This is a genomic window from Labilibaculum sp. K2S (assembly GCF_030372765.1).
In the GTDB taxonomy this organism is placed as follows: domain Bacteria; phylum Bacteroidota; class Bacteroidia; order Bacteroidales; family Marinifilaceae; genus Labilibaculum.
This window is the reverse complement of record NZ_JAUCMW010000011.1, coordinates 36866-63012: the sequence shown is the minus strand read 5'-3', so window position 1 is coordinate 63012 and position 26147 is coordinate 36866. Positions and strand designations below refer to the sequence as shown.

Sequence of the window (26147 nt, the reverse complement as noted above, 5' to 3'; positions counted from 1 at the left end):
CTAGCTTGTACCAAGGAGTTAATATATTTAGAGGTTACGCAATTTTTTATCTTTCTCGAACAAATATAATCAATCCGATTTAGAGATCAGAAAAAATAACAGAACAGAAAATAAGCTCACAAGTAATACTCCTAGTAAAACACGGTGATATACAATAGAGAAGAATTATTACCAGACGCCTATAAGCAGTATGAATTGCCTGCTTTATTTACCGCATATAGTATTGATTGGGAAAAACAGTTATTGGATTTAAGATTACATGTATTGTGTGAAAATTTGGAAAGTACAGCTAATAACTCGGTAGATCAGACATTGGCACTGAAGATATTCGACATGTATGACTTGATTAAACACTTATTAATTGGGCTTGAAACGGAAAGTACAGGAAAACTGCAATTGGTTAAAGAAGAAAGTATATCAAGCAAGGAGGTACATTATCAAACTTTTGATTTTGCTTGTAGAGTTGAAAAAGCAATTCCAGAAGAAAGATTTACTAAAACAAGCATTAAAAACTCTTAACATTAACCAAATATAAATATTAAGGACACTTTATGAGATACTACTTAAAAAAGCAAAACCCAAAAATTGGGTTTTGCTTTTTTACTTTAATAAACATTTTCCGTAATCAATTTGTAGTCTTCATAAGAATCATATTCCTTTTGTCCCCAATCTCCATTTGGAGCAAAAACATACCGCCATCTAGTATAATCTTAATTATCACATAAGTTAGCACTAACAGCAACAATTGTTGGATCTTTTACCAATTCTTATATTAATAAATCCTTTAACTGATTAGATATTTCCTCTTTTCCCAATTTAGAATCTGATTTAAGCTTAATATTCTTTCTTTTCCAGATTCCTTTTGTAGGATAATCATACTCCTGAGTCCAATCTTCAACTTCAACAGTCTTCCTATCCAAATTCTGAGGTGCTTTGTATTCAAACAACTTTTGGAAGAATTTCCTCTTTAAATCTAACATGCTAAAACAATACTTTATTTGATATACTTCCGGATCAATCAATTTCAATTGTTTCAAAACATTTGGACTGTGAAAATTTTCATGTTTTGTGCAAGTGATTGAAATACTATCTGAGTTAATTATCTTTTCATCAAACGAAAACATAAAATTCCCATTTTCAGTCCAATCAGCTCCCCTTCCTATTACTGCCCCTTCAGATATTACAGATATCGAAAACTTTGTACTGTCAGAAAAATTACATTTCCAAATAATGTAAGGATCCTTAGTTGGGGATTTTAATTCCACCTCCATAAATGATTTTGTAGGCTCTGTTATTACGATTGCATTCTCAATTCTTGCGGTTTCCGCATCGTCATCCAGTTTTTTTTCGGCCATATTCACAACTACTACAGAAAAGATGATTAGTAAAGTGATGACAACAGCAAATCCAATTCCAATTTTTTTAATAGCTTTCATTATTATGTAATTCGAATTCTGAAAATAATAGATTTAGCAAGCGATTAAGTAATGCTACACAAAAATTAGTTCAATCTATTTCCATCTAAAATACTTATCAATAATGTAAACACAATGCCTCTAGTGCTTAGGCGGGAATTTGATCTCGATATTTCTCAAGCATTTAAAATAACAATAAGAGTTATAAAAAAGAATAATGTATTCATTCGTCTCAGGCATTCAATTTAATACATCCATTTTAACTAAATCGTCCTGCAGTATAATAAATTCATATTTGTGCAGCCTAATTTTTATGAAAAAATTAAAAACCATGATATATTTTATCGTTTATTAAGCACTTTAGTATAAATTTATAAGACGCAGAACATACTAACTAACGACATTCAAATGAAAAACATTCTAATTATTGGTGCGGGTCTTTCATCAACCAGTTTAATACAATATTTATTAAAGCACTCTGAAAAAAACAATTGGAAAATTACAGTTGGCGATATGTCGTTAGAGTCTGCCCAAAAGAAAATTAACAACCATCCTAACGGAATAGCACTTCGGTTTAATTTAAAAGATTTAGAACAAAGGGCTGAAGAAATTTCGGCAGCAGACATCGTTGTGAGTATGGTTCCGGCCTCTATGCACATTATGGTTGCGAAAGAGTGTTTGCGCCATAGAAAACACCTGCTAACACCATCATACATTTCTTCTGAAATGATGGAATTAGACGAAGAAGCCAAAGAAAAAGGGCTTTGTTTCCTGAATGAACTCGGTGTTGATCCGGGATTGGATCACATGTCGGCCATGAAAATTATCGATCAGATAAAGGAACGTGGTGGAAAAATTAAAACTTTCAAATCCTTTTGCGGTGGCTTGGTAGCTCCCGACTGCGACAACAATCCCTGGAATTATAAATTTTCATGGAATCCAAGAAATGTAGTTGTGGCAGGACAAGGAACAGCACAGTTTAAAGAAAACGGTCATTACAAATACATTCCCTACCACAAATTATTCTCTACTCTTACCAAAACTAAAATATCAGGTTACGGCGATTTTGAGGTGTATCCAAACAGAGATTCGCTGCAATATTGTGAATTATACGGACTAAAAAACATTCCTACCATTATGAGGGGAACCATACGAAGACCTGGTTATTCGGAGGCTTGGAACGTTCTGGTTCAATTGGGCTGCACCGATGACACGTATATAATGAAGGACTCTCACAAGTTAACTTATCTCGACTATTTATTGAGTTTTCTGCCCGATAGTGAAAAATCCACAGAGGAAAACTTAGCCGATTTTACACACATCGATGTCAACTCTGTAATACTGACAAAACTAAAATGGCTTGGGTTGTTTTCTGATGAAGTTGTTGGTTTAAGAAATGCCACTCCAGCCATGATTCTTCAGAAAATTTTAGAACAAAAATGGGCTCTAGAGCCTACCGACAGAGATTTACTGGTTATGCAGCATCTATTTGATTTTGAAATCAACGGAGAAAGGAAAAGAATTACTTCTTCAATGACTTATGAAGGAACCGACCGCGAACACACTGCCATGTCGTATACTGTTGGAACTCCTTTAGCGATAGCAACAAAACTACTGGCCAAAGATAAGATTCGTTTGAAAGGAATTCATATTCCTACTTCACCTGAGTTGTATCAGCCAATTCTTGCAGAACTGGAAAATTTGGGCATAAAATTTATGGAAGAAGAAATTGTTTTGTAAGCACTTCAGCATAAATAGTTACGCTTTTCGCCTAAGATCATTCTCTTTTTTATATTTTTGATCTGCATTAATTATACGAAAATACATGTCCCGAATAATTCAATTTGCTTTTTTAGTGAGTCTTTTCACTCTTAATTCCTGTGCAGTAAAAAATCAAATATCAACCTATTGGCAGAATGAGAGAAATTTCAATTCCGAAATATATTCAACAACAGAGGCAAACTATTACAATGCCGAAGACCAAATAAGTATTAAAGTTTTCAATAGCGATAAATTTATCGATATTATTCTTGAAACAAATTCTACAAATACACTAAGGAAAATATACAATCTTGGACTTAGTGTTTGGATCGATCCAGAAGCAAAACTTCAAAACAATTTTGCTATTAACTTTCCAATGCCAGCTGAATTTCCTTTTAAAGAAGAAAAATTTGAAAATTATTTATCCCGTTTTTCACTAACAGAATTAAATGAGGAATTTTTGGATCGTTTCCAGCTATTCGAAGTTGTTAACGCGAAAAAAAATGAAAGTTTTTCCATAAGTACTCTGGAGGAAGACGATACCTATCAGGTAAAGCTAAGTTCGAAAAATGAAGTTCTATTTAGTTATCACCTTCGAATAGCAATGAGTGAATTTTACTCCAAAAGTCTGTCGGACAATGAAATAATAGGCATTGGAGTTGCAAGTATTAATGAAGCAAATGAGGAATATTATTCCGCTTTAAGCAGTAAAGAATACATTAATAAACGCATGGAAAGATTAAAAGCCGGCACCAATCAAAACCCTTATGAACTCGCGGAATGGTGGGTGAAATTTAAACTATCAACGGAATCGGAACAGTAGCTAAAATTTCAAATAAAAGTCTTTTGTCAGATCAATATATTCAGGAGAATAAACGTGTCTCTGTCCATTTTCCACTATTAATTCAGCAAATTGAGCCTCGCGTTTCTGCAAACAAAATTCAAACAAATAACGCTTGGCTGGCTTCCCCGGATTAGGCAAAACTGAAATCTTTCTTTTCAAATAAAAACCTGTTAATCCAGCCAATCTCTGAAAATATTCCCCCTCGTCAACAGGCAGAATAACTGATAAGACTCCTGATTCGGATAATAAGCTTATCGCTCCCTTCAATAAATCCTCAAAAGGCAAATAATCTGCATGACGAGCCTGTGTTCGTGATTCGCCTTTCGCTTTTAAACCATTTAGAAAATAAGGCGGATTGCTTACAATCAAATCATACCTGACAGTTGTTATTTGGCAAAATTCCTGAAAAGAAAGATGAAATGCATTCAGTTTTGGAGTCCACGGGCAATTTGCGAAGTTATTAACAGCTTGTTGATAAGAAGACAATTCAATCTCAACAGCGTCAATTTTCACATCAGAATTGGTTCTCTGTCCCAACATCATGGCAATCAATCCGGTTCCGGTTCCCACATCCAAAATTCGATTGGCTTTCGAAATATCTGCCCAAGCACCTAAAAGAACACCGTCCGTTCCTACTTTCATAGCCGAACCATCCTGGTCAATTCTAAATTGCTTAAACTCAAAATAGTTATTTGCCATTCTTCTTAAAATTTTTCAAAAACACCCAAACCGAATAAGGCATAGTCGTATTTTACAGGATCTTTGGGATCAAACTTTCTGAGGTTTTCGGTAATCTCTTCAACGGCCACCCAATCGTTCTGTTTCCTGGTTAGCAAACCCAATTTGCGCCCCACATTTCCTGTATGAACATCCAAAGGCAAATACAAGTCTGCCGATGAAAGTTGATTCCACAAGCCAAAATCTACACCCCGGTCATCTTTTCGCACCATCCAACGCAAATACATATTCAATCGCTTGGCCGAAGATTTTTTCAAAACATTTGAGATGTGTTTCTGACTTCTGTCCAAATGCTCAGCTTCAAAAAATACGCCTCTAAAATAGGCCAATGCTCCTTTCACAGTACCTAAATCATCAACTCCTTTTGCAAAAACATCTTCCAATCCACCATGATTCCGATAAATATTTTGCAGTGATTTCAGAAAAAAGATGCAATCATCACCATTAAACGTGCGATGTTTAAAATCCTTAAAAACTTCGAAATCGGGATTAGACGCATTCTGAATAAACTCATGAGGTTGGTGATCCATTCTTTCGACCAACCATTTTGCATTGCGAATAATTGTAGGTCTTTGTCCCCAGGCAATACTTGCACTTAAAAAACCGGCTATTTCAACATCTTCTTTTTTCGAAAAAGATCGTGGTATTTGTATGGGATCGGTGGTAATGAAAGATTCCCGATTGTATAAATCGTATTTCTCATCCAAAAATTCCTTTAAATCGGCAAGTGAAAAGTTAATTATTCCCATCGATCAATCCATCTGAAATACTGATTTTTCGATCCGACATATCTGCCAATTCCGTATCGTGGGTTACAATCACAAATGTTTGACTGAAACGATCACGCAAAGTGAAAAATAATTCGTGAAGTTCCTGACGGGTTTTAGAATCTAAATTACCGGAAGGTTCATCAGCCAAAATTACAATTGGATCGTTAATCAGAGCTCTTGCTACTGCAACTCTTTGTTTCTCACCACCAGAAAGTTCGGAAGGCTTATGATCCATTCTATGACCAAGATTCAGCATTTCGAGCAATTCCTTTGCCTTCGCCATGGCTTCGGATCTCGATTTTTTGGCAATATAGGCCGGAATGCATACATTCTCTAAAGCTGTAAATTCAGGGAGCAAATGATGAAACTGGAATACAAAGCCAATGTTCGAATTTCGAAATGCAGATAATTCTTTCTCATTGTATGAAGTAATATCAACACCATCAAAAAACACTTTCCCTGAATCAGGTCTTTCCAATGTTCCAAGTATTTGCAGAAGCGTAGTTTTACCCGCACCACTGGCACCAACAACAGAAACGATTTCTCCTTTTGTAATATTCAAGTCGATTCCTTTAAGAACATCAACCGTTCCAAAACTTTTTTTGATTTGATCAGCAGTTATCATACAGATGAATTACTTCGTGAAAACCAAATATACATAAATCAGATAAACTGTAAGCAGTAAAAATCCTTTCCAGCGATGAAGTTTTCCTTTATGCAACGGTAAAATCAGTAAAAACAAAAGAAAAGATACTCCCAACATGAAAAGTATATCAAACGATATGATGGGCTGACTAACAAATACATTTTTAATAATGGATGTAACTCCCAACACTCCAAAAATGTTGAATATATTAGAGCCAATAATATTTCCTATAGAGATATCCATTTCTTTTTTATAAGCTGCAACAGCAGAAGTAGCCAGTTCGGGAACCGATGTTCCAAAAGCTACCAAGGTCAATCCCACCACCCGCTCACTTACGCCAAAATCAAGGGCAATATTTTTTGCACTGTTAACTAAAATATTAGCACCAAAATACAAACCAACCGAGGAAGCAATAATTAGAAATATTGCTGCAAATATTGAATGTTTTGCTGTTTTAAACCCGGTAGACAAACCTCTGCTCTCTTTTCTTGATTTCCAGATAGTCCACACCATGAAAACGATCAGAAGTGTCACAAAAATAATTCCTTCGTAATATTCCAATTGCTGATTCAAAATAAAAATATAAAACAGAACCGATGCGCCCATCATAAATGGCCAATCGAATTTTATCGAATTACTTCGAACTGGTAAAGGCATTAGAATAGCTGTAAAACCAAGCACGAGAGCAATATTTGCAATATTAGAACCAATAATATTGCCAATAGCTATATCCGGACTACCATGAAGAGCGGCATCCAAGCTCACAAACAGTTCGGGTGCTGATGTTCCAAACGAAACTACCGTTACTCCAACAACAAGAGTCGAAACCTTAAAATGAGAAGATAATGCCACACCACCTTTCACCAACAAATCTCCGCTATATAAAAGGATAACGAAGCCGATAAAGAGATATAAATAGTCCATTGAAATAAAAAAAAATTCCACACTGTATATTGGTGGAATGATTAAACCTAAAATATAGGATTATAACTTCTTAGTCAGGTCATCCTTAAATTCCTTGATATGATCCAGAACTTCCGTTTCCTTTCTAATTTCGCTTTTAATATCTTCCGTTGCTCGTTTGAATTCTTTCATTCCTTTCCCCAAACCTTGAGCTAATTCAGGAATCTTCTTAGATCCGAACAACAACAGAATAACAACTAGTACGACAACAATTTCACCGCCACTAATAAATAAAAGAATCTGATCCATTTGCTTGATATTTTAAACAAATATACCGAAGAAAATTTAAACCATGAATATAGATTGCAATTCGATTTGAACCTAAGCAAAAAAAATCCCCCGAACCATACGATTCGGGGGACAATTTTATAATTAATTTCTAATTATTTCTTTTTAGCAATCACTTTAGATACATGTAAACTTGTGTCGTAAGCAATTGGCGTTGCAATGAAAAGTGAAGAATAGGTTCCAACAACTACCCCTACCAACAATGCAAATGTAAATCCCTGAATTGAAGTTCCCCCGAAAAGAAAGATAGCTAACAAAACAACCATAGTAGATAATGAAGTACTAAAAGTACGACGTAATGTACTATTCAAAGCACTATCCACAACCTCAACACGATCACGTTTTGGATGCAATCCAATGTATTCACGAATACGGTCAAATACAACCACGGTATCATTAATGGAATAACCCACCACAGTAAGTATTGCCGCAATAAATGCCTGATCCACCTCAAGTGAGAATGGCAACCATCCGTAACACAATGAGAAGATACCCAATACAATGATTGAATCGTGAGCCAAAGCAACGATAGCTCCTAAACCATACTGCCAGTTCGAAAAACGAAGCATGATGTAAAGGAAAATCACGATAAGAGCAAACAAGATTGACCAAACTGCAGACTGACGAATATCATCAGCAATAGTAGGTCCAACTTTTTGCGACATCTTTCTATTGTTTTCAAGGAAATCAGTTTTAGAAGCTCCATTTAAATATGGTTGTAAACCTGTATAAAGCAATTCTTCCACTTCATCATCAACATCGTTTCCTGATTCCTCAATTTTATATTTTGTAGTAATTTTCACCTGAGAATCACCACCAAAAGTTTTCACTTCAGGAGCATGTCCGTAAACAGTTTCCAACGATTTAGAAATATCTTCAACTGAAACATCCTGATCGAAAGCAACAACATATGTTCTACCTCCGGTAAAATCGATACCTTGATTTAAACCTCTTGTTGCAAGAGAACCAATACTAACAAGAATCGCAATACCTGAAATCACATAAAACACTTTTCTTTTCTCAAGAAATTTAATTTTTGCATTTCGCAACCAATTATCAGTAAACTTAGTTGTAAAAGTAATGTTCCGGTTACGTTTAAGAGAACCTTCAATAATTAATCGCGTGATAAAAATTGCAGCAAATAAAGACGAGAAAATACCAATAACCAAAGTGGTTGCAAAACCTTTAATTGGGCCTTCACCAAAAAGATAAAGAATAATACCAGTTAAAAGAGTTGTGATGTTACCATCAATAATCGCAGAATATGCATTCTTGTATCCATCAGAAATAGCAAGACTCAATCCTTTTCCACCTTTCAGCTCTTCCTGAATACGCTCATAAATCAGTACGTTCGCATCAACCGACATACCGATTGTTAATACAATACCGGCAATACCGGGTAAAGTCAACACAGCGCCCAACGAAGCCAGTACTCCAAAAATGAAGAACAAGTTGGCAATCAAAGCAATATTTGCAGTAAGACCTGCACCTTTACTATAAAAGAAAAACATATAAAGCAACACCAACACAAAAGCAATGATGAATGACCACATCCCTTTTTGAATAGATTCCTGTCCCAAAGATGGTCCAACAACTTCATCAGCAATAATATGAGCAGGAGCAGGTAATTTACCCGACTTTAGTATGTTTGCGAGATCTTTCGCCTCAGCAATGGTGAAATTACCACTGATACTGGACTGTCCGCCTTTTATTTCACTAATTACATTTGGAGCAGAATAAACATATCCGTCCAAAACAATTGCAATTGCACGATCAATATTATCTTTGGTTAAACGAGCCCAAACTTTTGCTCCTTCACCACTCATACTCATCGAAACTTCAGCTTGTGCTTTGTTTTGATCAATTTGCTCACGCGCAGAAGTAACAGCATCACCATCTAAAGGAGCTTTTCCATCACGGCTGGTTACTTTAATAGCAAACAACTCGAATACATTACCACCTTTATCAATAGATTTTACTCCCCAAAAGAATTTCAAATTACGTGGCATTACTGATTGAACAGCCGGCATTGCCAAAATTTGATTTACTCTGGCAGTATCTTTAATATGAGACATACCAACAACTGCTTTCGAAGATCCTCTTTGTGTAGGATTCAAAACAGAAAACAATGGGTATTTTTTTGCAATTTCTTTCTCATTAAGGTCAGCAGTCGAATCTTTAGCTGTTTCTTCAATTTTGTCCAAAAGAGCAACATCTTCATCTTTTGCCTCTTCCTTCACCTCTTCTTTAGTAGCTTCTTTAGCTACTTCGGCAGGCTCAGCCATTGTATTGATCGCTGCTAATTTTTCGTTTGCAGCATTTAAATACTGAGTTACTTCGTTAGCACTATAAGTTTCCCAGAACTCAAGACTTGCAGTTCCTTGCAGTAACTTACGTACACGAGCTGCATCTTTAATACCTGGAAGTTCGATAATGATACGTCCCGAAACATCAGCTTTTTGAATATTTGGCTGTGCAACACCGAAACGGTCAATACGGGAACGAAGAATGTTGAACGTATTATCAATCGCTGCATCAGCTTCTTTTTTAATCACTTTTAACACCTCAGCATTAGAAGCACCAAAAGGAATTTTATCTTTCATCTCTAAAGTTCCGAAGATATTGGGAGAAGATAACTGAGCATTTGGATTGATTGATTCGAACGCTTCACCAAAAAGAACAACAAATTCTTTTTGACTATCCTTTTGCATCGCTTTGGCTTTTTCTATGGCTGCTACAAAAGTTTCATCCTTGCTATTATTGGCCATAGCCTTAATAATATCAATTACAGAAACCTCCATGGTAACGTTCATACCTCCTTTAAGGTCAAGACCAAGGTTCATCTCCAATTCCTTACACTCTTTGTAAGTGTAATCTTTAATCCAAAGAAAATTGTAAACTCCTTCACCCCTAATAGAGTCAAGATAAGCTTGTTCCTTCTTAATATCGCCGGCTCCGAACTCTTGAGCTTCCTTTTCAACTGATTTGGTAACGTAAGTAAATGTCAATTGATACAAACTCACTAACGCAAAGAGTATAGCGAGTAGACGAATCGCTCCTTTATTTCGCATGTGTTTAGGTTTATTTAATTCTTATTTATGTGGTATATAATATTCTCAACCGCAATTAACGCACAAATATATTAATTTTTTTCAAATTCCTTTGTTCAATAATCTCAGGTATTTAACCGACTTTACGTCTTTGTTGAAAGACACGGGATTTAAAAAATTTTCAATTTCAAAATTTTTCTTCCATAATCGATAATTGCTCCGTGTTTTAAAAGAAAGTCACTTCCAAGTAATCCGCAAATTTCCCGCTGACAGTGCTCCATGTACATCTCGTTTATTCCTGCCAAATCGATAAGTGCACAATGAAAATCATTTACAAGAAGATCTCCTAATTGGAATGAATCTATCTTAACCATTTCGGTATTTAAACTTCCTTCCCCCAAACCCCGCGACTTAATTTCCGAGCTTTGATACTCAGACAAGGTGTAAGCAGGAACAAAATTCCGGTCCAAAACCGTTTTTGAAGCACCGGTATCAATCACAAGATCTCCTTCATGACTGCTGTTTACTTTACATCTGATTAAAAGATGGAAACTTTCGGTTTCAAGTTCAATTATTTCTATTGGGATCTCAATTTTCATGGGCTTTCTGAACAAAGGACAGCAAATATACCAAAAGAACAGAATTTTGTATCATAAATTACATAAAACCCTTAAAACATTAACAAAATAATAATCTATCTAAGAATTTTATAAATCCTTTAATTTACAAATGGTATTATTCCGAATTTAAGGTGAAATTTATTTTTATTTGATCTTATAAAACAAAAAAAGGTTGTTTCACGTAGAAACAACCTTACTATTTTGGCAAATGAAATCTTCCAACTAAGAAAGAATGTTCATTTCGTCTAGCACTTTCATTACAGATTTAACGGCCTCTGCTGATCCTTTCAACAATTCCATTTCCTCTGTATTTAATTTCACTTCGATTACTTTCTCGATACCGTTTTTACCTAAAACAACCGGCACTCCCAAGAAAATATCTTTCATTCCGTATTCTCCGTTCAACAAAGCACATACCGGGAAAATTCTTTTTTGATCGCGAACAATAGCTTCAACCATTTGAGCAGCAGCAGCACCAGGAGCATACCAAGCTGAAGTTCCCATAAGGTTTACCAACTCACCACCACCAAATTTAGTTCTTTCAATAATAGCATTCAATTTATCTTCTTCGATCAAATCGGTTACAGGAATACCTGCTACAGTGGTATAACGAGGAAGTGGAACCATTGTATCTCCGTGTCCACCCATCAACAATGCCTGAATATCCTTAGGAGAAACATTTAATTCTTCAGCGAGGAAAGCACGGTAACGAGCTGTATCCAATACACCAGCCATACCAAATACTTTGTTAGATGCTTTTTTAGCTGTTAAGAAAGCAGCATAAGTCATAACATCTAAAGGATTTGACACGATAATGATGATTGCATCAGGAGAATGAGCAATTACATTTTCAGTAACCGATTTTACAATACCTGCATTGGTAGCAATTAAATCATCACGACTCATTCCCGGTTTACGCGGAAGACCTGATGTAATAACAACAACCTCTGATCCTGCAGTAGCAGCATAATCATTAGTTACTCCTTTAACTCTTGTATCGTAATAATTAATCGGAGCAGTTTGCCACATATCCAGAGCTTTTCCCTCTGACAATCCATCTTTAATGTCAACAATAATTACTTCGTTTGCTAATTCTTTTTGGGCAATACAATTTGCACAAGTTGCGCCAACATTTCCTGCACCTACAACGGTAATTTTCATAAGGCTTTAATCTTTGATTATATCTATTTGTATTCGTATCAATGGAGAATTTTTTCTTTATTGGCTAGCAAATATATACACAATGCCAGAAAATAATTCAGAAAAAGACCTGCTTTTCAACAGTCTCACTTAAATATATAAAAATTAGATTACAATTATCTAACTTCTGACATATTTAACTATTTCTAAACTGGGTATAAACACCCATACAGGCTCTTCTGTTCAATAACGATAAACAGATCTCATTATCAGAAGCTATATTTAGCAAGGAGAACAGGAGTTCCAAGGTAAAATTTAATCAGAATAAATCCGATTAAATCATTCAAAAAAAGCTTTTATTTTTCAACATTGATCCAACGCAAACGATTACGGAAAATTTTCTTTTATCAACAAAAAAAGCGCAGAAAAATGAATCTCCTGCGCTTCTCAAAAAAAAAAATCCTATTTAATAATTTCCTTGATCTCTGAAATAATTTTTTCTGCCAATTGATTTGCAGTATCCTCATTTTCGCTCTCCGAATAAATTCGGATAATCGGTTCAGTATTTGATTTTCGAAGATGAACCCATTCCGATGCAAAATCAATTTTAACACCATCAATGTCATTCACTTTCTCATTCCTGTATTTCTCCTTCATTGCAACTAAAACCGCATCAACATCTATTTCAGGTGTTAACTGAATTTTATTCTTGGAAATGAAATAATTTGGATAACCTGCTCGCAGCTCCGAAACTTTTTTCTTTGTTTTTGCCATGTGAGTTAAGATCAATGCCACCCCAACCAAAGCATCTCTGCCATAATGACTTTCAGGGTAAATAATACCTCCGTTACCCTCACCGCCAATTACAGCATTATTTGCTTTCATTTTGGCAACAACATTCACCTCGCCAACAGCCGAAGCTTCGTATCTTCCTCCATGTTTTTCTGTTACATCGCGCAAAGCACGGGTTGATGAAAGATTTGAAACAGTATTTCCGGGTGTATTTGCCAATACGTAATCGGCGCATGCCACCAATGTATATTCTTCACCAAACATGCTTCCATCTTCATTCACAATAGCCAAACGATCAACGTCCGGATCAACTACAAATCCTAAATCGGCCTTACCTTCCTTCATTACCGAAGCAATTTCAGTTAAATGCTCTGGCAACGGCTCTGGATTGTGAGGAAATTGTCCGTTTGGTTCGCAATATAATTCTACTATATTTTCAACACCTAAAGCTTTCAGCAATTGAGGAATTACAATACCTCCAACCGAATTTACTGCATCAACAGCAACAGTAAAATTTGCTTTTTTTATTGCATCAGCATCAACCAACTTAAGTGCTAAAACATGATCAATATGCTTTTGGGTGTAATTATCTACATGGGAAAGCTGACCTAAATCATCTACATCTGCAAATAGAAAATCTTCATTATCAGCAATGGAAAGAACTATTTTCCCATCGATATCATTCAAAAACTCACCTTTTTCATCTAGCAATTTTAACGCATTCCATTGTTTTGGATTGTGACTGGCAGTTAAAATAATACCTCCCTGAGCTTTTTCTTCGGCAACTGCAATTTCTGTAGTTGGTGTTGTGGCCAAGCCAATTTCCACAACATCAATTCCTAAGCCCAAAAGAGTTCCAACCACAAGCATGTCGACCATTTCGCCGGAAATCCGGGCATCCCGTCCAACAACAACTTTTACCTTTTGTCCGTTGTTTCTTCGTAATACCCAGGTACCATATGCTGCTGAAAATTTCACAACATCAAGAGGACTTAATCCATCTCCAACCTTACCGCCAATCGTTCCTCTGATTCCGGAAATTGATTTAATTAATGCCATATTATTTTTAGAATTTTAATGTTTACCAATTCATAAAAAAAGATTCTGAACAAACGTTCAGCGCCTAATTTGTATGACAAATTTATAATTTCGATCAAGAGTAAAAAAGCAAAATTGAAATTGATTTTCTTTATTTCACTTTTTTAACTGGCGGAATTAATATATTCTTTGATTATTAGTACCTTTGCAGGTTCAGAACAATGATCATTTACTCAAAAATGGAAGAAAAAAAATACGGGAAAGATAGAAGAGAGAAATCTTCTTTTAGATCAAAAACAGAAAACAATAGAAAACCTGGTGACGCAAATCCTCGATTCAAAAAGGATTCAGAATCACGCAACAATGAGGGAAAATCAGAATATCCCCGACAACGAAGAGACAATTCAGAAAAACCTTTTCAAAGAGACAACACAAGACCACAATCATCAAGAAGATCTGATGGTGATAGTTCGGAAAGAAGTTCCGACAGAAGAAGAGCCGGATCGGAAGAACCAAATCGCAAATTTGGCAGGGATTCGGATTCACGGAATCGAAATACTGGTGCCAGATCAGAAAATTCTGACAGACGCAACAGTGATTCCAACAGAACTTCACGAGGTTCTGATTCAAGATCGGGTTCGTCAAGAAGATCTGACGACAACAGATCTGAAAAAAACTCTTATAGAGGAAAACCGCGATTTGGAGACTCAAACCGTAAATTTGGCAGGGATTCAGGATCACGAGATCACAACTATGGTGGCAGATCAGAAAATTCTGACAGAAGCTCCCAGGGTTCTAATTCAAGATCGCCAAGAAAATTTGACGATAACAGATCTGAAAGAGACTCTGACAGAAGAATACACCGATCTGAAGACTCAAACTTCAGACCGGGAAGAGATTCTGACCGCTCAAAAAGAGGAGGAGAAAGATCAGAATTTACAGAAAATAAAAGATTTTCAGACGATTTTGATGAAGATCAGGATTCGACTACAAAACCTTATGATCGTTTTAAAAACAAACCCGATAAAGAAACGCTTCAAAAAAAGCATTACAGCAAGAAAAAACAATTGGCTTTTGCTAAACTATCAGGTCCGGAAGATGGTATCCTAAGACTTAACAAATACATTTCGAACACAGGAGCATGCTCGAGAAGAGCTGCAGACCTGCGAATTGAAGAAGGCAGAATAACCGTTAACGGCAAAATCGTTAAAGAGGTTGGTACCAAGGTAAATATTGAAGATGTAGTTTGCATGGATGGCAAACAATTGGAGGCCGAAGCAAAAGTCTATTTGGTTTTAAACAAACCCAAAGATTTTGTGACTACTCTTGATGATCCTCTGGGAAGAAAAACGGTTATGGATTTAATTAGTCATGCATGTCCCGAAAGAGTCTATCCTGTAGGAAGACTGGATCGCATGACTACCGGAGTTTTAATTTTCACCAATGATGGCGATTTAACAAAACGTCTTACTCATCCGAGCTACAACAAGAAAAAAATTTACCATGTATTCCTCGACAGACCAATTTCTCAGGAAGAATTGGATCAGGTAATAACCGGATTGGAATTAGAAGACGGAGAAATTAAAGCTGATGCCATTAGTTTTGCGAATGACACCGATAAAACACAGGTTGGAATAGAAATTCATTCGGGTCGAAACAGAATTGTACGACGCATTTTTGAACATCTGGGTTACGAAATCGAAAAATTGGACCGCGTACTTTTTGCAGGAATCACGAAGAAAAACATTCCAAGAGGAAAGTGGAGATTCTTAAGCGAAAAAGAGGTAAATATGCTTAAAATATACTAAGCTCTTTAACTATTTATCTGATATACAGAATTAAAAATCCCGGCATCACTGCCGGGATTTTTTTTTAATATATCGTATTCTTAAAATTGCTTCAACAAATTAGCCATCTCAATGGCAGATACCGCGGCTTCGAATCCCTTGTTTCCAGCTTTAGTTCCGGCACGTTCAATAGCCTGCTCAATAGAATCTGTAGTTAAAACACCAAAAATAACAGGTACTTCCAAATCTAACGAAACACTCGCAATACCTTTAGTTACTTCTCCAGACACATACTCAAAATGAGGTGTTGAACCTTTAATTACAGCACCCAAACAAATAACAGCATCGTATTTACCGCTTTTTGCCATCTTCTTGGCAATCAATGGGATTTCAAATGCACCGGGAACCCAGGCAACATCAACATCATCTGTTGAAGCTCCATGACGGTTGATAGCATCCAAAGCACCTGCTAACAATTTACCACCAATAAATTCGTTAAAACGACCGGCAACAATACCGAATTTTAAATCTTTAGCAATAAGCTTACCTTCAATTATATTCATTTTATTTGATTTTAAGATGTGAGAAATAAGATTTCAGTTGTGAGATTACTCTTCCAATCCAAAAAAGTAATTCTTGTTACCCCATTTACTCATTAACACATTTACTTATTTAATCCTTTTATCATCATTTTGCAAATTCCACTTTACATCCTGATGCAATAGATGACCCATTTTATTCATTTTGGTCTGCAGATAGAATTCATTCTTTTCGTTACAAGTCATTTCAATCTCTTCACGTGCAACAATTTTCAACCCATAGCCCTTTAAACCTGCAACTTTCAGTGGATTATTGGTCATTAAAATCAAATCTTTAACACCCAATTCAGCTAAAATAGCAGCACCAATACCGTAATCACGCAAATCTGCTTTAAATCCCAACGCCAAGTTTGCCTCAACAGTATCCATCCCCATATCCTGAAGTTGATAAGCCTTTAATTTATTTATTAAACCAATTCCCCGGCCTTCCTGACGCATATATAACAATACTCCTCTACCAGCCTCTTCTATTCTTTTCAAAGCTTCCTGCAACTGATCACCGCAATCGCAACGCATAGAACCAAACGCATCACCAGTTAAACATTCAGAATGAACCCGAACCAATACTGGTTCTGAAGTATTAATATCTCCTTTTACCAAAGCAACATGATGCTCTCCGGTTATTTTATTCACATAACCATGAGCTCTAAATTCGCCATACTTTGTTGGCATGGCCGTTTCAGTCACTTTTTCAATTACACTCTCAGTTTGTCTTCGATACTCAATCAAATCAGCAATCGTAATCATTTTTAAGTCGTGCTTTTTGATGTATTCTCTTAACTGAGGAACACGGGCCATAGTCCCATCCTCATTCATAATTTCACAAATTACACCTGCCGGATAGAATCCAGCCATCCTCGCAAGATCTACAGCAGCTTCGGTATGTCCTGCACGAACCAATACACCATTCTTACGAGCTACCAAAGGAAAAATATGTCCCGGACGGGTAAAATCTTCTGGTTTGGCACTCTTATCAAACACTTTTTGTATTGTATGCGCACGTTCATGAGCAGAAATGCCGGTTGAACAATCTACCGCATCAATACTTACGGTAAAAGCCGTTTGTTTCGCATCGGTATTGTTGTACACCATCATGTCGATGTTCAATTCATCCAAACGTTCTTTAACAATTGGCATACAAATCAATCCTCCAGCCTGTCGGGCCATAAAATTGATTGCCTCAGGAGTAACCATTTCTGCCGCCATCAACAAGTCACCCTCATTTTCACGATCTTCATCGTCAACCACCACAATCATCTTCCCTAATTTGATGTCTTCAACCGCTTCTTCAATTGTATGAAATTTCATAATTTTATGTATTGTTGTTTTGTTTCTAATTTTACTTTTTATGCGAACCCATTCTCTTTCAGGAAATTCATCGAAATATCCGACTTCTCCACCTGAGCACTTTCCTCATCTCTATGAAACATGAATTTCTCAATATACTTTGCAGTCATATCACATTCCAAATTCACTTTCTCGCCCTGTTTTTTAGAAGTCAAAGTAGTATCCTCCTGTGTAAGCGGAATAATTGAAACTTTAAAAGTTTTCTCATCCACATAAGCCACAGTCAAGCTGATACCATCTATAGCAACAGAACCTTTCTCCACAATATATTTCAATATATTATTAGGTGCGGCAATACTCACCCAAATGGCATTATCATCCTGCTCCTTACCAACAACTTCGCCCAAGCCATCAATATGTCCACTTACCATATGACCACCCATTCGGTCGCCAACGCGAAGAGCCCGCTCTAAATTCACCCGACTTCCTACTCCCAACAATCCGAAATTTGTTCTGTTCATTGTCTCCGGCATAACATCAGCCGAAAAACCGGTAGAATTAAAACTAACCACTGTCAAACAAATTCCATTGGTTGCAATACTATCACCCAGCTTCACATCATCCATAATTTTACGGGCAGAAACAGTCAATCGAATTGACTTACCTCCACCTTGAATGGACTTAATGCTTCCTATTTCTTCAATTAAACCTGTAAACATTTCTTCAGTTATCAGTTACCGGTAAATAGTTATCGGATTACAAACCATCAACTATCTACTACACTTTTTTTTATTTTCCCGGTCAGCATCAGATCATTTCCAAGCTGATAAATTTTAATATTCTCCAATTCGATGGCATCTTTCATGAATTTAATTCCTTCGCCGCCAACCGGTGATTTAGAATTCGTACCACCAATAATTTTAGGAGCGATAAACGACATTACCTCATCAACAATGCCTGCTTCCAAAGCCGAAAAATTAAGCGTTGCTCCTCCTTCCAGTAAAATTCCATCAATGCCTTCACTTCCAAGCTTCACCATTAGATCAGCAAGATCAACTCTTCCATTTCTGGATTTTGAAATGATCACGGAATTTCCTAAGTTTTCAATTTTCGCAAGCTTTACGGAGTCAGCTTTATCTGTTACAGCCACAATTGTTTTGGCATGAACACCTGTATTCAATATTTTTGCATCCAAAGGAATTCGTGCAGTACTGTCCACCACTATCCTTACCGGATTTCGTCCTTCTCCTTTTTCCAATCGGGTAGTCAATATTGGATCATCGGCAATCACCGTATCAACACCAATCATGATTCCTGCCAGTTCATTTCTTAACTGATGAACACGTGCCCGTGATTTTTCGTTGGAAATCCAACGGGAATCTCCGGTTTTGCTGGCAATTTTCCCATCCAAAGTCATGGCTGTTTTCATGACCACATAGGGGATTTTATTTTGAATAAACTTCAGAAAAACACGGTTTATCTGACTTAGTTCTTCGCACAAATAACCGTATTCAACCTCAATTCCATTATCCTCAAGTAATTTTACTCCTTTTCCCGCCACCAATGGATTTGGATCTAACATCCCAATCACAACTTTAGCAATTTTATTTTTAACAATTGCTTCTGCACAAGGTGGCGTTTTACCATAATGGGAACATGGCTCCAAAGTCACATACATTGTTGCTCCCTCTACAGATCCTGTTGCAGACAAAAATGCATTTACCTCGGCATGCGGACCACCAAAATATTCGTGATATCCTTCCCCAATAATTTTATCATCACGAACAATAACAGCACCAACCAAAGGATTAGGATTTACTCTTCCTATTCCCTTTTTAGCCAACTCGAAGGCTCTTTGCATGTATTGATATTCTTTGCTCATTTGCATAAAAAAAAGCCCTGAACAGTTTATTAAACTATTCAGGGCATCTATTATAGGTATAGCCAAACGGAAATAATTTCCATTGACATGAAATCAATCAAATTGATCAATTGTTTTTCTTCTCCCATCCAGACTGTACTGTCGGTACTGGAATCACACCAGTTCAATCTCGTTAAAGATTCGCGGACTATCACCGCCGGTCGGGAATTTCACCCTGCCCTGAAGAAACAATAAAATATGTTAGAACAGGATTTCATGTCCTATTCTGCTACAAATATATAGTTTTAGGAAATAAAAACAAATCGCACAAACAGTCTTTACAACACACAGCAAATTAAAAACATCAAAACTTAAGCCACACCTATGCTACGAATTAGCTCTTTTAAACCATTACATATTGGTATTTCTATAAAAAAAACTCCAACAAGTTCTTTATTCCATCTTAATGAGTGGCAGACATTTTCGTAAATGGTATTAATTGTACTATCTTTGCAAAAATTTTTAAATCACTAAATTGGAGTACATATGCCTCATAAATCAGGTTTTGTAAATATTATTGGAAATCCCAATGTTGGGAAATCAACCTTAATGAATAATTTGGTTGGGGAACGCATCTCAATTATTACCTCGAAATCACAAACTACGCGTCACCGGATTAAAGGAATTGTTAATGGTGATGATTTTCAAATTGTATACTCTGATACACCTGGAGTTTTGCAGCCAAACTACAAGCTTCAGGAGTCGATGATGAAATTTTCGACTTCAGCATTGGTTGATGCTGACGTTATTTTATATGTTACCGACGTTATTGAAACGATTGATAAAAACGAAGAATTCCTTAAAAAGGTTCAAAATTCTGACATTCCGGTTCTTTTACTAATCAACAAGATTGATTTATCCGATCAGGAAAAATTAAATAAACTGGTAGATCGATGGAAAGTAACACTTCCTAAAGCTGAAATATTCCCAATGTCGGCAACAGAGAATTTTAATGTATCCAATTTGTTTAACCGCATTTTGGAACTATTGCCGGAAGGTCCTCCTTTTTTCGCCAAAGACGAGCTAACAGATAAGCCATCCCGTTTTTTTGTAAATGAGATTATCAGAGAAAAAATACTAACCAACTACGACAAAGAAATTCCATATTCGGTAGAAGTTGTAGTTGAAGAATTTAAGGATGAGCCTAAAATCATCAACATTATGGCAGTAATTAATGTTGAACGAACTTCTCAAAAAGGAATCATCATTGGACATCAGGGAAAAGCACTAAAGAAAGTAGGTACAGAAGCCCGACTGGACATGGAAAAATTCTTTGGTAAAAAGGTATTTTTAAAATTATACGTTAAAGTTGCAAAGGACTGGAGAAGCAAAGACTCTCATTTAAAAGATTTTGGATACAATCAATAAGTACAAAACAGTATTGACACATCAGAAAGATCTTTAAGATTTTAATCAATTGAATAAGAATTACACGCAGAGATTGCGTTAGAAAAATAAAATAATGAGCAATATAGTTGCAATCGTAGGAAGACCAAATGTTGGAAAATCTACACTTTTTAATCGATTATCAGGAACAAGAAAAGCAATCGTAAACGAAACTGCTGGTGTTACCCGTGATCGTAACTACGGAAAATCTGAATGGAATGGCATAGAATTTTCTATTATTGATACCGGTGGTTACGCGACTAATTCAGATGATATTTTTGAAGAAGAAATCCGCAAACAGGTAATGATTGCCATTGAGGAAGCCGATTCTATTCTTTTCGTTTTAGATGTGCAGCACGGAATCACAGATTTAGATTCTGCTGTAGCAGGAATACTTCGACGCACCAAAAAGAAAGTTTATTTGGTTGCAAATAAGGCTGATAATGCGGATTTAATTTTTGCAGCGAACGAATTCTATTCAATTGGTATGAACGGACAAGTTTTCCCAATTTCATCGGTTAATGGATCGGGAACAGGAGATTTACTGGATGCTGTAGTAAATGATTTTGAGATCAAACCAAACGATGATGATGAAGGTCTTCCGAGAATAGCATTTGTTGGTCGTCCTAATGTTGGGAAGTCATCAACTGTGAATGCTTTGGTTGGAATTGACCGGAATATCGTAACTGATGTTGCAGGAACAACAAGAGATTCAATTCATACCCGATTTCAGAAATTCGGTCATGATTTTATCATGGTAGATACTGCCGGAGTTCGTAAAAAACCAAAGGTACACGAAGATCTTGAGTTCTATTCGGTAATGCGATCAATCAGAACAATTGAAAGCGCTGATGTTTGTGTATTGATTTTGGATGCAACCCGTGGTGTAGAAGCTCAGGATTTAAATATTCTCGACATTATCCTCAACAATCGAAAAGGAGTTGTAATCATGATAAACAAATGGGATTTGGTGGATAAAGAAACCAATACCATGAAAGAATTCGAAGAAGAAATTAGAAATCGAATTGCACCCTTTAAAGATGTTCCAATTATTTTCACCTCTGCTATTACAAAACAACGATTAATTCAAGTTTTGGAATCGGCACTTGAGGTTTATGAGAATCGTATTCGAAAAATACCAACATCGGAACTAAATAATGTAATGCAAAAAGTAATTGCAGCACTTAATCCTCCTGCTTTGAAAGGGAAGTTTATTAAAATAAAATATGTAACTCAATTACCAACTCACGCGCCAACATTTGCATTCTATTGCAATTTGCCTCAATACATTAAGGATCCTTACAAAAGATATCTTGAGAATCAGATCCGCAAAAACTGGTCGTTTACCGGGGTACCAATTCAAATTTTTGTGAGAAAAAAATAAGTGCTGCACACAGCACAATCATTAGCCGATTCAGTTTCTCTGAGTCGGTTTTTTTGTGATTAAAGAGAAAATCATTTTCGATAACTAAAATTTTAGTTATATTTAAATCCTAATCATAAAACCCAAAACATGAAACATTTTCTTCTCCTACTATTGCTATGCATTGCAACAAGCATTCCTAAAAGTTTTTCTCAGAAAGCTGCAAAAGTAGATCAACTCCTGTATTCGGAACAATACTCCAAAGCAATTCCAATCCTTGAACAAATGATAAAAAAAGACAGCTTAAACAGTCTCTTGTATTTTCAACTTGGCAAAGCCTTTCAAAACCTTAACAAAGACAAATTAGCCATCAGCAATTATCAAAAAGCCAACTCTTTAAATAATAATTCCAAAACAATACTCTTGAATTTAAGTTCCTGTCTGTACTCATTAGGAAATTATCCCGGAGCCGAAAAATATCTTTCCAATTTACATTCCATGGATTCCTCTGATTATCAAGTCAACTTACTTTTGGCAAAAACACTTTCCGGTCAAAATAAACTCAAAGAAAGCCTGGATATTTATAAGCAAATCATCGAAACAGATTCATTAAATCCTTTCATCTACAAGCAAATAGGAAATTTAAAAGATCGGATGCAGGATTTCATGGGATCTTTATCTTCTTATATGATTTCTTACGAACTCAACACTGATGACTTATCTGTATTGGTTCATATCATTCAACAGCTTTATGAGATGACCGCTTACCAGCAAGCATTGGAATACTGTTCAAAAGGATTGGTAACTTACCCGGACAACACCATACTACTAAAGAAAAAGGCTCAGGTTTTAATCGGATTGGAATGGTACGATAATGCCTTAACAATTTTAAAAGATCTTAAAGCATCCAACAACCTAACTGATTCCGAACACAGACAACTGGGAATTTGCTACATGCAAACCCGGCAATATGAAGATGCATTAACTGCTTTTGCAAGTTGTGGTCCAACCTTTGAAAAAGACCCAATGATTAATTTTCATACAGGAATTTGTTATGCCCGCTTGAATCAACACGAAAAGGGGATTAAATTTTTGGAAGATGCCCTTTTTTATATCACTCCACCGATTGAAGCCTCTATGCATTTGTATTTGGCAAAATCGTACGGAGCAACCAAACAATTTGAAAAAGCGACAGCATCCTATCTGAAGCACATTGAAATGGATAACAGCAATCCTGATGTTCTTTACGAAATTGCAAGCGCCTACGAGGAGTATGGAGAAAATCAAGATAAAGCACTGGATTATTACACCAAATTCCTTCAGCAAACCTCCGACATAGAAGATCCTAAATATGAATATGCAAAATCGCGCATACTTCATATCAAAGAAAACATTCACTTCGGGAAATAATATCCCTATAAATAGGTATTGCAAGCAAATTAAGGATCACTAATTTTGTACAGATAAAATATGCCGGCGACAACTGAAACCAAATGATATTCAAAAAAATCTTTTGCCATAAGATAATTCTTAGTGTTATTCCTTCATTTGGTTTCGGTTTTCGGTTGCATTCTGCATGCATTTCTTCGGATACTTCACACTTTTTATTAATTTAGATTAATTAAAAAAAAAACAAGCTATGCGTATTAAAAAGGATATGAAGCTGGCTGATGTAATTCAATTGAATTATATGCTCATTCCAGTCATTCATCGTTTTGGAATCAATTTAGGATTTGGAGACAAAACCGTTGCGGATGTTTGCAAGGAAAACGAGGTCGACTTAAACTTCTTTTTGCAACTTGTAAACGCGTATCACGATAAAGATTACTTCCCAAAAGAAGAGCTTCAAACAATTCCGGTTAAGAATATTGTTAACTATCTTAAAATGACTCATTCAAGTTATTTAAATGATAAATTATCGGAGATTGAACAGAAAATTATCTCTCTTCAATCGGAAGACACCGAAGATCAGAAATACATTCTGCTGATCAGAAACTTTTTTGAGGGATATAAATCTGAACTTACAGAACACATTATGCATGAGGAAAATGTGGTTTTCCCGTATGTTTTAGCCGTTGAAGAAATCATTAAAAATCAAAATTTTACGGAAAGAAACCGTGAAATTTTCGAATCATTTTCCATTGGAAAATATGAGGAAGGACATAATGACGTGGAAGAAAAACTGATGGATTTAAAAACCATCATGATCAAATATCTTACCCCTCCGGCAAACAGTACACTTTACCATACAATTATACAGGATCTGTTCAAATTAGAGGAAGATTTGAACTATCATTCCAGAATTGAGGATAAGGTACTGACTCCTAAAGTTATCTTAATGGAAAAATCGATCTGCAACCTTATTTAAATTCAAACTATGGCAAGATCTACGATTCTTATTGCTGATAATTCGTGCATGATTCGAAAAGGACTCCGATCAATTCTTCAAAATCTGGAGAACTCCGAGGTGATTCAGCTTATCGACAATAAGGAGGATGTATGCGAAATTGTACACAAAAGAAAACCGGATATTCTTATTATCAATCCAGACATGCTGCCCAGTGGATGCCTGGATGCCAAGAAGGAATTTTTAAATGGGAGTAAACTCTCGTTGATCTTATTATCGGACAAGAAAAACCTTAAAAATAACTTAAAGGCCGATGGTTATATCAATTATATGGATGGGCAAAATACCATTCTTGATATGATGCAGGAAATTCTAAACAAAGGTTCATTTCCTGATAAAAATTCAGAGACAATTAGTTCCCGGGAAAAAAACATATTGAAACATATTGCTCTTGGCTTAACCAACAAAGAAATTGCCGATCAATTATTCATCAGTATTCATACCGTGGTTACTCACCGTAAAAATATCACACAAAAATTGGGTATTAAATCAGTATCCGGATTAACGGTATATGCCATTTTGCACAATCTTATTTCTATGGACGAGGTAAAATAGTTACAATTCTACCTCAACTCCGGCTTCTAAATTTATCGTTTTAAAATATTTTTTAAACTCATTCTGAACAAGAAAGCTTGTGCAATGTGTTGCTCCTAATATTTCCAATTTCTCTTCCCGAAAAAAAGTTACGGTTTTCTGAAAAACTTCATCCAAAATCTTTAAATGAAAACCTCCCAACACCGCATAAACCTTATCCTCCCCACAAACCTCTTTTGCGTAAGCCACCGTATTGCATATTCCGGCATGAGCACACCCGCTGATTACAATCAATCCTTTTTCACTCTTAATGCCAAGCGCAGAATCATCAGCAACAAAATCCGGTGATCCGTCCTCCAGGAGGAAAGTTGTTGATTGGGATTCAAAATCATTTAATCGTGGAATTTCACCCAAATACACCATTTTTTCACTGATCCAAACCGGCAATTTAGATTCCTTTAATTCGAATTGTGCTGCAATCTCATTTCTCGTCATTTTTAGGCCAACAGTAGTCTTGCTTTCCTTTCGGAATCGAAGAGAAAATGAATCGGGATGTGTAATCAAACGTTTCCCTGACACAAACTGCAAACCATCACCATGATCCCAATGACCATGACTCAAAACCAGAGTATTGATTTCATCCAGATCAACACCCATTTTTCCCGCATTCTCGATAAAAAGAGAATTTGGTCCAACATCAAATAAAATTTTTTCATCCGCCTCAACTACAGCCGAGAAACCATGAACAGCCTCAAAACCTTCTTTCGCAGTATTATCTACCAGTATTTTTACAATCAT

General features: G+C 36.0%; 24 protein-coding genes and 1 riboswitch. Of the genes, 9 read left to right on the top strand and 15 right to left on the bottom strand.

What is annotated here, in order from left to right; genetic code table 11:
* Positions 1-144 precede the first annotated feature (144 nt).
* A complete protein-coding gene (locus tag QUH73_RS13190; protein WP_289530908.1) occupies positions 145-519 on the top strand; it encodes a hypothetical protein in 375 nt (124 codons plus the stop codon).
* A gap of 248 nt (positions 520-767) precedes the next feature.
* Here the strand turns inward: QUH73_RS13190 and QUH73_RS13185 are convergent, their stop codons facing one another.
* A complete protein-coding gene (locus QUH73_RS13185; RefSeq protein ID WP_289530907.1) occupies positions 768-1436 on the bottom strand; it encodes a hypothetical protein in 669 nt (222 codons plus the stop codon).
* A gap of 348 nt (positions 1437-1784) precedes the next feature.
* On the opposite strand from QUH73_RS13185, the gene QUH73_RS13180 reads away from it, so the two are divergent.
* Both QUH73_RS13180 and QUH73_RS13175 read left to right on the top strand, forming a co-directional pair.
* Positions 1785-3155 carry a saccharopine dehydrogenase C-terminal domain-containing protein gene (locus QUH73_RS13180; protein WP_336622393.1) on the top strand — a complete coding sequence of 457 codons (1371 nt, stop codon included), beginning with the start codon at positions 1785-1787 and terminating at the stop codon, positions 3153-3155.
* An 85-nt stretch (positions 3156-3240) separates the two neighbouring features.
* Positions 3241-3999: a hypothetical protein gene (locus QUH73_RS13175; protein ID WP_289530906.1), complete on the top strand. Its 759-nt coding sequence runs from the start codon at positions 3241-3243 to the stop codon at positions 3997-3999.
* Here QUH73_RS13175 and QUH73_RS13170 read toward each other — a convergent pair whose 3' ends face one another.
* The 9 genes from QUH73_RS13170 to glmM all read right to left on the bottom strand — a co-directional run bounded on the left by QUH73_RS13170 (position 4000) and on the right by glmM (position 14086).
* A complete protein-coding gene (locus QUH73_RS13170) occupies positions 4000-4719 on the bottom strand; it encodes a tRNA1(Val) (adenine(37)-N6)-methyltransferase (protein ID WP_289530905.1) in 720 nt (239 codons plus the stop codon).
* Positions 4720-4724: 5 nt separating this feature from the next.
* Positions 4725-5507 (bottom strand): TIGR02757 family protein, encoded by a 783-nt coding sequence (locus QUH73_RS13165; RefSeq protein WP_289530904.1) that lies wholly within the window; start codon positions 5505-5507, stop codon positions 4725-4727.
* A complete protein-coding gene (locus tag QUH73_RS13160) occupies positions 5494-6153 on the bottom strand; it encodes an ABC transporter ATP-binding protein (RefSeq protein WP_289530903.1) in 660 nt (219 codons plus the stop codon). Before QUH73_RS13160 ends, QUH73_RS13165 begins: the two co-directional genes overlap by 14 nt.
* A gap of 9 nt (positions 6154-6162) precedes the next feature.
* Positions 6163-7098, bottom strand: coding sequence for a calcium/sodium antiporter (locus tag QUH73_RS13155; RefSeq protein WP_289530902.1), 936 nt, complete (start codon positions 7096-7098; stop codon positions 6163-6165).
* A gap of 60 nt (positions 7099-7158) precedes the next feature.
* Complete coding sequence (gene tatA, locus QUH73_RS13150) at positions 7159-7386, bottom strand: twin-arginine translocase TatA/TatE family subunit (RefSeq protein ID WP_289530901.1); 228 nt, start codon at positions 7384-7386, stop codon at positions 7159-7161.
* Positions 7387-7520: 134 nt separating this feature from the next.
* Positions 7521-10496, bottom strand: a complete 2976-nt coding sequence (gene secDF, locus QUH73_RS13145; protein WP_289530900.1) for a protein translocase subunit SecDF — start codon at positions 10494-10496, stop codon at positions 7521-7523.
* 149 nt (positions 10497-10645) lie between these two features.
* Positions 10646-11074 carry a retropepsin-like aspartic protease gene (locus QUH73_RS13140; protein WP_289530899.1) on the bottom strand — a complete coding sequence of 143 codons (429 nt, stop codon included), beginning with the start codon at positions 11072-11074 and terminating at the stop codon, positions 10646-10648.
* Between the two features lie 243 nt (positions 11075-11317).
* Positions 11318-12256 carry a malate dehydrogenase gene (gene mdh, locus QUH73_RS13135; protein ID WP_101309636.1) on the bottom strand — a complete coding sequence of 313 codons (939 nt, stop codon included), beginning with the start codon at positions 12254-12256 and terminating at the stop codon, positions 11318-11320.
* A 441-nt stretch (positions 12257-12697) separates the two neighbouring features.
* Positions 12698-14086 (bottom strand): phosphoglucosamine mutase, encoded by a 1389-nt coding sequence (glmM, locus tag QUH73_RS13130; protein ID WP_289530898.1) that lies wholly within the window; start codon positions 14084-14086, stop codon positions 12698-12700.
* Positions 14087-14304: 218 nt separating this feature from the next.
* On the opposite strand from glmM, the gene QUH73_RS13125 reads away from it, so the two are divergent.
* Positions 14305-15873 (top strand): pseudouridine synthase, encoded by a 1569-nt coding sequence (locus tag QUH73_RS13125; RefSeq protein WP_289530897.1) that lies wholly within the window; start codon positions 14305-14307, stop codon positions 15871-15873.
* 80 nt (positions 15874-15953) lie between these two features.
* On the opposite strand, the gene ribH is transcribed toward QUH73_RS13125, so the two are convergent.
* From ribH to ribD, 4 genes are all read right to left on the bottom strand, one after another.
* Complete coding sequence (gene ribH / locus QUH73_RS13120; RefSeq protein ID WP_289530896.1) at positions 15954-16415, bottom strand: 6,7-dimethyl-8-ribityllumazine synthase; 462 nt, start codon at positions 16413-16415, stop codon at positions 15954-15956.
* 105 nt (positions 16416-16520) lie between these two features.
* Positions 16521-17759, bottom strand: a complete 1239-nt coding sequence (locus QUH73_RS13115; protein ID WP_289530895.1) for a bifunctional 3,4-dihydroxy-2-butanone-4-phosphate synthase/GTP cyclohydrolase II — start codon at positions 17757-17759, stop codon at positions 16521-16523.
* 38 nt (positions 17760-17797) lie between these two features.
* Entirely contained in the window at positions 17798-18457 is a 660-nt protein-coding gene (locus QUH73_RS13110) for a riboflavin synthase (RefSeq protein WP_289530894.1), read from the bottom strand.
* Between the two features lie 47 nt (positions 18458-18504).
* Positions 18505-19620: a bifunctional diaminohydroxyphosphoribosylaminopyrimidine deaminase/5-amino-6-(5-phosphoribosylamino)uracil reductase RibD gene (gene ribD, locus QUH73_RS13105; protein ID WP_289530893.1), complete on the bottom strand. Its 1116-nt coding sequence runs from the start codon at positions 19618-19620 to the stop codon at positions 18505-18507.
* A 112-nt stretch (positions 19621-19732) separates the two neighbouring features.
* Positions 19733-19851: riboswitch (FMN riboswitch) on the bottom strand.
* Between the two features lie 294 nt (positions 19852-20145).
* On the opposite strand from ribD, the gene era reads away from it, so the two are divergent.
* The 5 genes from era (at position 20146) to QUH73_RS13080 (ending at position 25370) form a co-directional block, all read left to right on the top strand.
* Positions 20146-21027, top strand: coding sequence for a GTPase Era (era, locus tag QUH73_RS13100; RefSeq protein WP_289530892.1), 882 nt, complete (start codon positions 20146-20148; stop codon positions 21025-21027).
* Positions 21028-21121: 94 nt separating this feature from the next.
* On the top strand, positions 21122-22429 hold the full coding sequence (der, locus tag QUH73_RS13095; protein ID WP_289530891.1) for a ribosome biogenesis GTPase Der: 1308 nt from the start codon (positions 21122-21124) through the stop codon (positions 22427-22429).
* 129 nt (positions 22430-22558) lie between these two features.
* Positions 22559-23818 carry a tetratricopeptide repeat protein gene (locus QUH73_RS13090; protein ID WP_289530890.1) on the top strand — a complete coding sequence of 420 codons (1260 nt, stop codon included), beginning with the start codon at positions 22559-22561 and terminating at the stop codon, positions 23816-23818.
* Between the two features lie 229 nt (positions 23819-24047).
* Positions 24048-24776 carry a hemerythrin domain-containing protein gene (locus QUH73_RS13085; RefSeq protein WP_289530889.1) on the top strand — a complete coding sequence of 243 codons (729 nt, stop codon included), beginning with the start codon at positions 24048-24050 and terminating at the stop codon, positions 24774-24776.
* Positions 24777-24785: 9 nt separating this feature from the next.
* Positions 24786-25370, top strand: a complete 585-nt coding sequence (locus QUH73_RS13080) for a response regulator transcription factor (RefSeq protein WP_289530888.1) — start codon at positions 24786-24788, stop codon at positions 25368-25370.
* Here QUH73_RS13080 and QUH73_RS13075 read toward each other — a convergent pair whose 3' ends face one another.
* Positions 25371-26147 carry an MBL fold metallo-hydrolase gene (locus tag QUH73_RS13075; RefSeq protein ID WP_289530887.1) on the bottom strand — a complete coding sequence of 259 codons (777 nt, stop codon included), beginning with the start codon at positions 26145-26147 and terminating at the stop codon, positions 25371-25373.